At 41.4% G+C, this 12,444-nt stretch carries 10 protein-coding genes; 3 read left to right on the top strand and 7 right to left on the bottom strand.

The features are described from left to right. Positions 1–136: 136 nt before the first annotated feature. The 3 genes from MMU05_RS22415 to MMU05_RS22405 all read right to left on the bottom strand — a co-directional run bounded on the left by MMU05_RS22415 (position 137) and on the right by MMU05_RS22405 (position 2,521). On the bottom strand, positions 137–1,210 hold the full coding sequence (locus tag MMU05_RS22415; RefSeq protein ID WP_241143891.1) for a glycoside hydrolase family protein: 1,074 nt from the start codon (positions 1,208–1,210) through the stop codon (positions 137–139). 117 nt (positions 1,211–1,327) lie between these two features. Next, complete coding sequence (locus tag MMU05_RS22410) at positions 1,328–1,807, bottom strand: hypothetical protein (RefSeq protein WP_241143890.1); 480 nt, start codon at positions 1,805–1,807, stop codon at positions 1,328–1,330. A gap of 39 nt (positions 1,808–1,846) precedes the next feature. Then, a complete protein-coding gene (locus MMU05_RS22405) occupies positions 1,847–2,521 on the bottom strand; it encodes an outer membrane beta-barrel protein (RefSeq protein ID WP_241143889.1) in 675 nt (224 codons plus the stop codon). 616 nt (positions 2,522–3,137) lie between these two features. Here MMU05_RS22405 and MMU05_RS22400 point away from each other — a divergent pair. Further along, positions 3,138–3,572: a YidH family protein gene (locus tag MMU05_RS22400; protein ID WP_241143888.1), complete on the top strand. Its 435-nt coding sequence runs from the start codon at positions 3,138–3,140 to the stop codon at positions 3,570–3,572. A 146-nt stretch (positions 3,573–3,718) separates the two neighbouring features. Here the strand turns inward: MMU05_RS22400 and MMU05_RS22395 are convergent, their stop codons facing one another. Together MMU05_RS22395 and MMU05_RS22390 are read right to left on the bottom strand one after the other, a co-directional pair. Further along, entirely contained in the window at positions 3,719–4,840 is a 1,122-nt protein-coding gene (locus MMU05_RS22395) for a hypothetical protein (protein ID WP_241143887.1), read from the bottom strand. A 584-nt stretch (positions 4,841–5,424) separates the two neighbouring features. Next, the gene (locus MMU05_RS22390; RefSeq protein ID WP_241143886.1) at positions 5,425–6,921 is read right to left on the bottom strand and encodes an alpha-amylase family glycosyl hydrolase; all 1,497 of its coding nucleotides are present in this window, start codon (positions 6,919–6,921) and stop codon (positions 5,425–5,427) included. 511 nt (positions 6,922–7,432) lie between these two features. Here MMU05_RS22390 and MMU05_RS22385 point away from each other — a divergent pair. Further along, positions 7,433–8,401, top strand: coding sequence for a magnesium transporter CorA family protein (locus MMU05_RS22385; protein ID WP_241143885.1), 969 nt, complete (start codon positions 7,433–7,435; stop codon positions 8,399–8,401). Positions 8,402–8,525: 124 nt separating this feature from the next. Here MMU05_RS22385 and MMU05_RS22380 read toward each other — a convergent pair whose 3' ends face one another. Beyond that, entirely contained in the window at positions 8,526–8,915 is a 390-nt protein-coding gene (locus tag MMU05_RS22380) for a hypothetical protein (RefSeq protein WP_241143884.1), read from the bottom strand. Positions 8,916–9,224: 309 nt separating this feature from the next. On the opposite strand from MMU05_RS22380, the gene katG reads away from it, so the two are divergent. Continuing rightward, on the top strand, positions 9,225–11,447 hold the full coding sequence (gene katG, locus MMU05_RS22375; RefSeq protein WP_241143883.1) for a catalase/peroxidase HPI: 2,223 nt from the start codon (positions 9,225–9,227) through the stop codon (positions 11,445–11,447). Positions 11,448–11,507: 60 nt separating this feature from the next. Here the strand turns inward: katG and MMU05_RS22370 are convergent, their stop codons facing one another. Then, entirely contained in the window at positions 11,508–12,314 is an 807-nt protein-coding gene (locus MMU05_RS22370; protein ID WP_241143882.1) for a sterol desaturase family protein, read from the bottom strand. Positions 12,315–12,444: the final 130 nt, after the last annotated feature.

The following is a 12,444-nucleotide window of genomic DNA, read 5'->3' as shown; positions in this document are numbered from 1 at the left end:
GAATACTACACCCTTTTCAATATCTTCCTAGCTGTTTCTATTTTTGTTAGCTTGACGGCTATGGATAGCTATCGGGATCCGTCCCCATGAAGAAGAATATAGGGTTACTGGCAAAGAAGCGTATATCCATGTTATGTTATTTTATTTCCTCTCTATAAAGTTTTTTCATCACTTTTATTTTGTCTGGGTTTTCGACAAGAGATTGGTCCGAAAACATCATGATGCCGGATGCGGGCGCTTTGGAACCTTCAAGCATGACTTGTCTGAATTCTTCGGGACTGATAATTCCGGGATTGTTATGAGATTGGACTATGGGCCATATCAGTGGCTTTCCGATTTTTTCTGTTTGGGTCAAGTTTCCCAACCAAGTCACATAATCTCCGACCCAAGTGGTTGGCCTTTCCTTCATTTGGTGAAACAACATGGGAGACATGACATCAGCGATCTTTGAAAAAGCCAATGGATCGATACCGAGATTCCGGTACAGCGCAGAATCATAATCTTCCGGATACCAAGCGCAATAAAAAACCCCCAATTTGGCTTCAGGCCTCATTTCCTTGGTAATGGTTCCCATTTCTTCCACCCAACCATTGAGGATATATGCCCTCCATTTTCTCCATGCAGGGTCTTGGTTTTCCAGGATCCAACTTGCCTTTTCAGCAATCATGTTACCGGGAATTTCTTTTCCGATACTTTCTCCAAACTGACGGGTACAGCGATCACAAAAACAGGTTTCGGGGAGGATGGGATTTTTGGTTTCAAACTGGGCATGCCAATGGACATAGTCTAAAAAAATCCCGTCTACTTCAAATTCCCGAAGGATATCTTTCAATTGTTCTTGTCGAAAATTCTTAAAATCCGGGTCGGTTGGGCAAATTCCCATAAACCAGTCTGCAGGTTCGGCCTTTTCGCCCGTTTCTGTGATGGGCCAAGCTTCAGGGTGGTCCTGAAGGTATTCTTTTCCGTTGAGCGTCGGAAACTCTACAAAAACCTTAGCGCCTTGTTGGCGGGCTGTATTATAAAACTCCCTATTGAGGGAAATGCTTCTGACAAATACCGCGTTCATTCCCAAAGAATCAAACCTGTATCCTGCATCCAAAAGTGTGGCGGGATTGCCATAAATTCCTTTTACAAAGGGAGTGGGTTCTTTTTTTGCAGAAGTGCAGCAGTAAAAAAGAAGCAAGGTGATCGCTAATATGTTGAATTTCATTTTCCTAATTTACCAATTACAAAACCGGTATCACAAAAATTTTGCTAGTCAAGCGTACTTAGCAAACTGGAGGTAAAAAAAGGCCGGATATTTTAACTGATCCAGCCTATGAAAGTTTTATTTATCGAACTCTCCGATGTAAGGAATGCCTTCCATAATACCGGCGCGTATTTCACTAATAAAGTATTCCTCTAATTGGAAGAACTGCGCCGCCACCTTAGAGCCATTGGATTTTTTGACTTTTTTGTAATAATCTTCTATCAGCTTGTCGGTATTTTTCCTAAGAGCGATCATCTGACGGACTATTTCATCATAATCTGCATCCCCAAGTTTATCATAGTTCTCAACATACCTATTGAGCAAGTCGAACCTGGTCTGTCCCAAATCTTTCCTTTTGACTTCGTATTCATCATAAATGGTCCAAAAGGGATCGGTCGGATTAATTTGAAGAAATTCAGAAACCATGAGTTTCTTGTCCATGCCATATACGGATTGGAAATATTCAATTTCTCCGTCCTGGATTTGCGCCATGCTGTTTATTCCAAAGCCAAATACCATCAGCCAAGCGGCAATCATAATAAATATGATTTTTTTCATATTGGTTTTTTTTAGATTGTTTGTATTTTGATTTTTGATCTATTTTTCTTTTTGACCGGCACCGATTGGAATTCTCAAGTAGACATTCAGGGAGGAATTATTGACTGTCGCATCAGGATTCTTCATGACATCGACCAAGCCATAATAGTATAGCATCCCTACACTCATACTTTTCAGGTCTTTTTTAAGCTTATAACCCATTCCTCCTACCAGGCCAAAATCAAGTCTTGTAAAATCATCACTGACTTGGCGTCTAAACTCCAAATCACCGCCATTACTTTCTAAGTTAAAGTAATCATAGGCTTTGGATCTTAATCCTGCCTGTATGCCACCTTCCAAAAGGAACCTTTGGTTGATGCGTTGCTGCCACATGATCGGGACGTAAAAGATATTGACCTTGGTGGTCAGATTACCTTCTTCGAATAACTCGTCAAAATTTTCGTCACCCAGTGCATAAGTCGGCATTCCGGTCGCACCCACATTGGATTTGACCAATACACCTGTGCTTAAAAATGAATTTTCTTTGACCCTGATATGGAAATAGAAACCCAAATTGAAATTATTCAGTCCCTCGGAACCATTGTATCCATTGAAATAGGTTCGGTTTAATCCGCCTGTCAATCCAAACTCGATTTTTTCAGTGTTGAGGGCGTCTCCAAAAAGCAAGGAAATGATGACTTGGGATTTGGAAGTTCCTGATACTAAAAGGAACATGAACAGGAGTAGGATTTTGGTTTTATTTATCATTACGGAATTTAAGTTTTTAATTGATAGAATTTTCATTCATGGAGAATTGATTTTCTTGTTTTTATCCTTGTATGTTCAAAAAACCATTTGGAGATAAACCTCTCGGGTTTTGTTAGGAAAGGAGACTAAGAGGCCATCTATTTGGTTCCAATGTATTTATCGTGGAAGAGGTGTAAGATGGCTTTTTTTGCGCTTTAAGCCTCTTTTTTACCTATCAAATTTATAGGTTTTTGGAGGTCGTTTGTAAACGCTATCGTTTAAAAAATCAGAAAAAATAGAGGTGTATCGGAGTTTTATTTTCTTCATTTTTGAGTGGATAAAATGGGAGTGGTGGGAATTTGGAGTTCTGAAAAGGGGCGGAAAGATGATGGTATATGGTGGGCGTGGGAGTATGTTTCTCCAAATTCTTTTGGCTTGATTTCAGTCCAATTTGCTTTAGTCAAAAACCTACTTTCAATTTTTGTGAAGCGTGTCTATTTCTGTTTTGTACAGACCCATCTTCTGAAAATTAGGAGAATAATGCTTGTTAATTTTGAAAAATATACCAAATAACTTATTTAATTTGGCTTAAAATCTGATCATTATGAACCCATCTGAACCCGAAGTGGAAAAAATACTGACTCCTGAAGAATTGAAGAAGAAGAAAGAAAAGAAGGCCAACAAAAAACTCCTCCAAAATGAAAGGATCCGGGTTGCCTTTGAAAGGCTTCAACTTGCCTGGATCAGGACTTCCGTGACATTGCTTGCTGTTGGGGTGGGTGCTTACCAATACTTCTATGAGCGTATAGAAGAAGGTAGAACCGGGTTTGTGAACCATATCAATGGGGCGCAAATTGGTATTTTCCTTGTAATCCTTTCATTTGTGGTATTACTTGTGGCCACGATACAACACAACCAAAGCATGTCTAAGCTGAAAGAACATTACCAAGAAATGCGGTTTTCAATTGGTTCTGTTTTGGCTTACATCATATTGATTTTGTCTTTCTTCATATCAGCAATGGCAATATTACAATTTTGAGTAAAGGTGAAAATGGATACTGCTTTCGAATAAGTATTCAATTTTTACCCAAGATCTTTGGCCAGGTTTTTTCCATCCGGTCCTACAAAACAAAACCCCTGTGAGCTTGATTTCACAGGGGTTTTGTTTTGAAAACGGGATACTACTTATAAGCCGAACCTATACTGAATACCGGTCATTACTTGGGTTCTTGATGTCAAAAACCCGACCTCGACACGGAACATCAGACTTTTGTTTATCTGATACTGGGATCCAACAATAAAATTCCACATATCGGCAGGTCTTTTGTCCATCGAATATTGGACTGAAGCAGATTGGTCATCATTCAGCGCAGCATCTGCAGCCACGAGGAGTTCACTTGCCCGGGTCAAAGTCGAATTTGCGGCATTGTATTTGGCGATATTGATGGGGTTTTTTTGGTCGGCAGGGGAGAGTCCTTCCCACCATGTATCCACTTTGATATGGGCACCTTCGACTTTTTCGAAGCCCTCGTCTATCCTTGGCTGAAGCCCATCTGTGTCGATGACATCGCTGAAGTTGACAGAACCGTTGGTTTCAGAATTGAGATGAACCCTGAATCCCCCTGCCCATATCGCTATGTTACTTTTCTGATTTGGAAGTTTGAAGTTTTTGCCTAATCGTGGGCCGAAGATAAAAGTCTTTGTTGGTCGACTCAATTGCGGTACGTCAGTCCATGCGATATTCATATCCAATGCCAAAAATCCTCCACCGACACCAATAGTAGGTGTCATTCCAAATCCAAAAGTCCCGGCCGTAAAATCCACTTTTGATTCTGCATTGAATACTTCCGAATAGGTATTGGTCGAGTCAGGCAGCCAAAGGCCAAATCCTACTTCTGTTGATGCCTGGGTTCTACCCAAAATCCCATAAACATTTAAGAATGGGAATACCCAAACATCGGGTCTTACAGAAATAGCGCTTGCAGTTGCAACGGCTTTATTAAACCTTACCACATCATCTACATTATACATTTGGCCACCATTGAATCCTACCATGAGGTTTTCAATGATGAGGTCAGATTCCTGCCAAAAATAATTGACGCTTAATCCTGCAGAATAGGGGAGTGTATATCCGGCTTGGGTTACCTTGCCTCCCCAGATCGGCAAGATATATGGGTATTCGGAATTTTTTAGGCTATCTCTTTTGGATTGGTGTTTTTCGCCTACAACTTTGTTGGTGAATACTTGGGCTTGAGCACTAGAAACTATTATTAGAAATACAAAACAAAATATATAGAAAGGTTTCATTTGAGTAGGGTACGCTTTAGGTTTTTTGATTTTCTTATTTTTTTGAGCAAAAGCTGCCTTTATTGAATCTTTAGTAATCCAAAATAAATACAATGCTTTTGCCATTTCTTTAGGTAGAATTATCGGTATCATAAATTTAACCCTTGAAAAACGGTATTATTAAACGTTAACGTTTAATTTGAATAAATATAATTTTATGAATTTTCAGTTCCTGTTTTGGAATTTTACGGCTTACAAAATTTGATTTTATCAGGATTTAGAAAATCATTTTTTTGCCCTTTTTGGGTGATTATGGTGGTTTAAGAAAAAAAAATGAAGCTTTCTGATATTTTGGGTTTTAAAAATACATGGCTATAAAATCAGCGTTCAAGTCAAGAAAAAAATGGTCCCCAACAAGCTTTTTGTTGACCAGGTTTTCTACATGGTCAGGTAAATGAAGAATATTTTCGAGGATGAATTTTGTCAGTTGGAAAAACCCTATTCATCGGCAAATTTTCTGATTCAAATTTGTCTTGGAATAGAAAACAGTAGAGGTTTTGATCAAATCTAAAGGAAAAAGATCGGGGTCTCCTTTTCTTCAAGATTTATAGCGTCTTTTTCAATGGCTTAAATTCAAAGACATGGTAATGCCAAGGCGGCATATCCAGGAATAGGCCTTGGGATAGCATGCTGTTTCCGTCCCTTTCATAATATTCTTCGCCCATCAGGTTTTGCAGCCTCCATTTTTTATCCGCCAGATATGGCAAAGGAAGTTGGAGGAAACATTCACTTCGGTAAGGGGCATAGTTCACCACCACAATCCCAATGTTGTTTTGGCCATTTTCCCAAGAAAAGGAGATGAATGAATCCCATGTAACGTCTCCGGACCAGGTGGCTTTCGGATCTAGCAGTTTCCACCTTCCTTTTTCAAAGAGAGGGTTTTTGAGTACCTCAAGCAGCCTGCAATAGAACCGCTGTAGGACAGGATCGATGGCTTCATGCGGACAGCGCACCAAGTGTGTAGAAAGGTGTATTTTCTTACCTTCCAACTGCCCCTGATGGAAAAACCTGAGTCCTGGGGAGAAGTAAGTGATGATGGCGGCAGCTTCATGTTGCTTTTGGTCAAAGGAGGCTGCTGCCCGGGGTTCATCGTGGTTTTCAATAAACCGTACTGTCCGGTTTTGGTATTCAAGTGCACCATTGAGATGTTCACGGACAGGCCTGGATTTGCCTTCCAACAGCCGGTCAAGGAGCTTCTTGTCATAGGTGAAGTCAAACCCCTGTACCTGAAGTTCCCATTCCATGTCCCAATACACCTCAGCAATAAATTTGAATGTGGGGTATTTTGATTTGATTTTTTGGATGGCTTTTGGCCAAAAGGGCTTACTGTTTCTTCCCCATGTTTTTTCAAATACTTCCGGTGTTACCAGCATTGCCATGTCGCAGCGAACACCGTCACAGAGACCGGAGATTTTTTCAAGTTCCCCGATCATGGCTTTGTGCAGGTCAGGATTGGCATAATTCAGCTGAAGGGTGTCAGGCCAGCATGGAAAGAATGGATCTCGACCATGGGCGAAAGCCCTTTCTTTATTCTTTACTTGGAGAGGTTTGTAATTGTGGGCTTCCCGCTGAAGGTCTTCCTCAGTGCCTTCGATATAAAATTCCGGGTGTTTTTGGACCCATTCGTGGTCTATGGCGGTATGGTTGGGGACAAAATCCAACATCAGATTCAACCCTCTTTCTTTCATTTTTTCTCTAAGGCGTGAGAGCGACCCATTTCCTCCCATATCCTTGTGGACTTCATAGGCAGAAATCGCAAATCCCGAACCTTCAATATCTCCCATTTTGAGGTCAAGAAGGGTTTTTTCAAATTCCTCCAGCCAATCTTGGTGGGTACGTGAAATCTCTTTCCCCTTGGCACCTGTTTGCCAGATCCCCATCAGCCATACCCATTCAAATCCCAATTCTTTGATTTTGTCCCATTCTCCGTCCGGGATATCATTCAAAGTGGCATGCTTTCCTAGTTTATGAGATAAGGAGTTTAACCAAACTCGGGTGTTGATCTGGTACAATGTCGGGTAATTACTTTTGCGGGTTTTCATGAGAGGACTTTCTATATTTTTCAGGATTTTTAAATCCTTTTCAATTGAAATACTCAATCTGCCGATATGTATCAGCTTGCCACTCAGAATTACAAATCCCCAATCACTTTCTTGGGGTTTGTTTCAATACTACTTTGGTGCCTTTTTCGGATAAAGATCCTGATTCAGTTTCTATGCTCATTTCAAACCCTAATTGATCCTGTTTTGGTCTTAAAGTGATGTTTAAAGGAGCATTGGATTGATAACTTATCTAAAAGTACTGGAATTGTATTCGATAAAGCATGATGGAAATCATATAGCTCCATGACTTTAAGTAAAACTGATCTGATCATCTCAAAATAGTTTTAAGAAAAACTGTTCATCTACTGCCATGATACAAAACAGATATATTATGGTTGAGGTGAAAAACCAAGTTGTCATTGGTTTTATTTAGTGAAATGCAGACTTTTAAGCCTTCAAAACAAACCTTGGTAGCTATAAATATTTTTACAACCCAAAAACCAAATAACCGATGATAGTCACCTGCAATAAGATTTTGGAGGAGAAACGCCTCCATTTGATTGATTTTGAATCTGCCATTGAAACCATCTCAAAGGGAGAAGACACTGTATGGATAGATATAATCGGTGCAGAGAAGCATGAATTGGCAGAGAAACTTGATGAACTTGGTATTCAAGGTTTGATCAGGCGGTTTAGTATCAGTTCCTATGACCATCCGGGCTTTTATCCGCTCAAACCGATTTCTTTGATTGTGCTTCCTGTCCATACAGAAAAACAGGATTTAAGGAATTTGGAATACCTGGGGTTACTGTACAATGACGGTTTTCTGCTTTCATACCATGATAAAGAGTTCATCCGGTTTCAAAAAGACCTCGTCTGGCAAGATTATGTTACTGTCCTGCCTGATAACAGTATTTCAGGACTGATTTCTTCCCTGTTTTTTGGTCAGTCAATGGTGTCTTTGAGGAAAACAGCATTTTTTAGTGAAAACATTTTGACTTTGGAGAAAAAGATGGACCGAAATCCGGAGGAGATCAATGTCGAGGAAATATCCGAATTACAGACTGAAATGCTCTTGCTCGAATCTGTGGTTCATGGCCAGTTGCCTATCTTCCAGTCCTTTGCAGCGACTGAAAAAGGAGCAATTCATTCAGGGAAGACAGCAGAATATCTTGCCTTGGCCACGGCCAATCTTCAGTCAGCGAATAGATCTTTGGAGTGGTTGGAAAGGAGAATCATTGCGATCCGGTCGATTTATGATGCACAAGCGAGGGAAAAGACCAACCGTAGGCTTGAAAGGCTTACCATCCTGTCGGCGATTTTTATGCCTATCTCTTTTCTGGCCGGTATCTGGGGAATGAATTTTGAAAATATGCCGCTGTTGTCCCATCCGCATGGGTATTGGACTGCGGTGGCCATCATGGTTGTCATCAGCACGGGGATGTTTTTCTATTTCAAAAGAAAAGAATGGATTGATTAGTTAGGTTGGCTTTTATTTATAACAATCAAAAACCCGGAGTTTTTAAGAAAATTATGATTTGCCTTATTTGATGTTGAAAAAGATGAATACTTCTCGCCTTTTAGAATTTGATCTGCATAGGAGATCAAAAAACAGCATACAAAATAGCCAAGCCAATCAGCATGGAGAATGGCGAAATCAGACGGAAATAGAGTGGTTTTAGGATTTTAGCACTTTTTAAGGAATAGCTGTGGTGCCATTTCCTTGGTACAAAATAAAGAATAACAGAAGTGCCCAAGATAAACCAACCCACAACACTGAATACCTGCGGAAATCTGGAGAAGTCTGCATACCCAATCAATCCCAATGCAGGAATCATCCTCACCGTTATTTCAGTATAATTGATCAGGTTGGTGCTTCCGGCTTTTTTTAAGATTTCTCTCGCCTTTTGGGGTGCAAACAGCATCAATAAACCTGTTGCAATGAAAAACAAACCAAAGAGAACAACTGTCCATTTTGAGAAAAATACCACCATAGGATCTGTTTTTAAATTCCGATAAATATCAGATTAAATTGATTAAGATTGTTTTTTCAACCTAAGGAAGATTCCCATTAAAATCAATTTTGGCATTTGGAAAAAGGGTTTTCCAAGGTATTTAGAAAAATCTGTTTTGACTAAAAACTGAATCTCCTGATCAAAATCATTTTTTGCCGAAATGATTTTCGGTAAGTTCAAAGCTTATTAGATTTGCACAAGTGTCATAGATTTTATCAATCGAAAAATGAATTCGATAATCCCTATATTTAGTAAATTCGCAATTATATCAAAATAATCAATTCAATTATGGATCATAACACAAATCAAAATGGTGGCGATTTGAGCAAATGCCCGTTTCACAATGGACAGCTCAAGCAAGTGGCCGGCGGCGGCACCAGCAACCGTGACTGGTGGCCAAACCAGTTGAAATTAAACATCTTGAGACAGCATTCTTCCCTATCCAACCCGATGGGAGAATCTTTCAACTACGCTGAGGCCTTCAATTCACTTGATCTGGCCCAGGTAAAGCAAGATATTGAGACACTTTTGAAAACATCACAGGACTGGTGGCCTGCTGATTACGGACATTATGGACCATTTATGATCCGTATGGCCTGGCACAGTGCAGGTACTTACCGAGTACATGATGGACGTGGCGGTGCAGGTACAGGAACGCAGCGTTTTGCTCCATTGAATAGCTGGCCTGACAACGGCAACCTTGACAAAGCCAGATTGTTGCTTTGGCCAATCAAACAGAAATATGGAAAAAGCCTTTCTTGGGCTGATTTGATGGTACTTACAGGAAACGTTGCCTTGGAATCAATGGGTCTCAAAACCTTTGGTTTCGGTGGGGGACGTGAGGATGTGTGGGAGCCTGAGGAGGATGTATATTGGGGTTCAGAGACCGAATGGCTTGGAGACAAAAGATATACCGGCGACCGTGAATTGGAAAATCCGCTTGGGGCTGTTCAGATGGGTCTGATCTATGTCAATCCGGAAGGACCTAATGCCAATCCCGATCCGCTCGCTGCGGCAAAAGACATCCGTGAGACTTTCGGCCGTATGGCAATGAATGATTATGAGACTGTCGCCCTGATTGCAGGTGGACACACTTTTGGAAAAGCACATGGTGCCGCCGATCCAAGCAAATATGTGGGACGTGAACCTGCTGCTGAAAGTCTTGAAGCACAAAGCATGGGTTGGCTCAATTCTTTTGGCAAAGGAAATGCCGAGCATACCATTACCTCAGGTCTTGAAGGTGCTTGGACGAGTACCCCTACCAAATGGAGCAATAACTATTTCTGGAATTTGTTTGGCTTCGAATGGGAACTGACCAAGAGCCCGGCAGGGGCACATCAGTGGATACCAAAGCATGGCATGGGTGCCAATACCGTACCTGATGCTCACGATCCAAACAAGCGTCATGCTCCTATCATGTTTACCACTGATATTGCGCTGAAAATGGATCCTGCTTATGAGAAGGTCTCCAGACATTTCCATGACAATCCTGATGAATTTGCTGATGCATTTGCAAAAGCATGGTTCAAACTGACCCACCGTGATATGGGACCAAAATCCCGTTACCTAGGTCCTGAAGTTCCTGCTGAAGACCTTATCTGGCAAGATCCTGTTCCTGCAGCCAGCCATCCTTTGGTAAATGCAGAAGATATTGCCGGATTGAAAGCCAATATTCTTGCTTCCGGTTTGAGTGTTTCTGAACTGGTTTCTACAGCTTGGGCATCTGCTTCTACATTCCGTGGATCTGACAAAAGAGGTGGTGCCAATGGTGCACATATCCGTCTTGAGCCAATGAAAAACTGGGAAGCCAATAACCCTGCCCAACTTGCAAAAGTACTGGGGACATTGGAAAGCATCCAAGAGGAATTCAACAGTATCCAATCAGATGGCAAGAAAGTATCTATTGCTGATTTGATCGTACTTGGCGGATGTGCTGCTGTGGAGAAAGCTGCCAAAGACGCAGGTTTTGATGTTACTGTACCATTTACTCCAGGACGTGGAGACGCTTCTCAAGAGCAGACTGAAACAGATTCATTTGAATTCTTAAGGCCTGTCGCTGACGGCTTCAGAAACTACATGAGTGCCAAGTGTCCTGTCAAAGCTGAAGAAATGCTGATAGACAAAGCACAATTGATGACCCTAACTGCACCGGAAATGACAGTGCTTGTCGGTGGACTCCGTGTTTTGAACGCCAATTTTGACAAATCTAAGCATGGGGTATTTACAGAGACTCCGGGTAAGCTGACCAATGATTTCTTTGTAAATCTTTTGGATCTGAGAACAACCTGGAGAGCTACTTCTGATGCTCAGAATGTCTTCGTAGGAAGTGAGAGAACAAGCGGCGAACCAAAATGGACTGCTACCCGTGCTGACCTTATCTTTGGATCAAACTCTGAATTGAGGGCGATCGCTGAGGTCTATGGTTGTGAGGATGCCAAAGAGAAATTCGTAACTGATTTCGTGGCAGCTTGGAACAAGGTGATGAACCTTGACCGTTTTGATCTTGCGTAATATTTGAATAAGTTTGATTTGATTGAAAAGGTGGTCTGGAAACAGGCCACCTTTTTTTATTCAGTTTTTTTCTTTGGTAGTATGGTCAATAAACCGCTTCTCAAACCCAGCATCTTCTGTCCTCATCCAAACATCCCAAAAGGTGAAATACAGGCCATAATTACAGCGGTATCTCAGGTGGTGCAGGTCATGGTGCGTTGCCCCCACCATCCATCGCGCAAGTGGGGAACGGAGGGCAGAGCTCGCATAAACTTCCACCCCGGCATGGTTGATCACAGCTGTGATGGACATCGTCACCAACAAAGCCAACAAGACTGAAAAATGCATGGGAAGAAACAGGACAAGAACCGGCAAAAAGATCGCCTGCAGAAAAGCTTCTATTGGATGAAAGGAAAAAGAAGTAAAAGAACTTGTGTAGAGGCTGTTGTGGTGGATATGGTGAAAATGCCGGAGAACCTTCGGGCGGTGCATCCATCGGTGAAGCCAATAGTAATAAGTCTCATGGATAAACATCGCCAGAAAAAAGCTGATTGGAAGCCATAGGATATCCCAAGTGGTGATCGCAGTATATAGCTTGGTGTTTCCACGCTGCCAAAAGATCAGCATGACCGTTCCCGAAACAGCAAATATGTTCGCCCCGAGAAAAGAATACCAGATTTCCGTCTTGACCTGAGGGACTTTCACCTGTTGGTGAAGCCTCCGGTAGGGGCGGGCGTCTCCTAGTTTTTTATAGACCAACTCATGGTACACCCAAGCCAAAAGCAGGTATCTCCCGAAAATCCCGGCCAATAAAATCGAAAAAATGATGATAAAATTCGCGGGTTCAGTATAATCCGTATCTAAGAGCCAATCGAGGTTGAAATCCATTCCTTGCTATGCGTTAATGCGTGAAATTAAAGAAAAAATGAATGGACATTGTTTTGGGAAGACTAAAAAATCAAACCTCATCTTTGATAGTTCTGCTATTCTTTTTTCAAAACCAATCAGGATCGTTCAA

Origin of the sequence: Cognataquiflexum rubidum (genome assembly GCF_022538115.1) — a bacterium.
In the GTDB taxonomy this organism is placed as follows: Bacteria; Bacteroidota; Bacteroidia; order Cytophagales; family Cyclobacteriaceae; genus Cognataquiflexum; species Cognataquiflexum rubidum.
This window is presented reverse-complemented; position numbering and strand designations above follow the sequence as displayed.

Coding starts and splice junctions, on each gene's coding strand:
- MMU05_RS22400 (WP_241143888.1), top strand. CDS start 3,138: ATGAACCCATCTGAACCCGAAGTGGAAAAAATACTGACTCCTGAAGAA.
- MMU05_RS22395 (WP_241143887.1), bottom strand. CDS start 4,840: ATGAAACCTTTCTATATATTTTGTTTTGTATTTCTAATAATAGTTTCT.
- MMU05_RS22385 (WP_241143885.1), top strand. CDS start 7,433: ATGATAGTCACCTGCAATAAGATTTTGGAGGAGAAACGCCTCCATTTG.
- MMU05_RS22390 (WP_241143886.1), bottom strand. CDS start 6,921: ATGAAAACCCGCAAAAGTAATTACCCGACATTGTACCAGATCAACACC.
- MMU05_RS22405 (WP_241143889.1), bottom strand. CDS start 2,521: ATGTTCCTTTTAGTATCAGGAACTTCCAAATCCCAAGTCATCATTTCC.
- katG (WP_241143883.1), top strand. CDS start 9,225: ATGGATCATAACACAAATCAAAATGGTGGCGATTTGAGCAAATGCCCG.
- MMU05_RS22415 (WP_241143891.1), bottom strand. CDS start 1,210: ATGAAATTCAACATATTAGCGATCACCTTGCTTCTTTTTTACTGCTGC.
- MMU05_RS22380 (WP_241143884.1), bottom strand. CDS start 8,915: ATGGTGGTATTTTTCTCAAAATGGACAGTTGTTCTCTTTGGTTTGTTT.
- MMU05_RS22370 (WP_241143882.1), bottom strand. CDS start 12,314: ATGGATTTCAACCTCGATTGGCTCTTAGATACGGATTATACTGAACCC.
- MMU05_RS22410 (WP_241143890.1), bottom strand. CDS start 1,807: ATGAAAAAAATCATATTTATTATGATTGCCGCTTGGCTGATGGTATTT.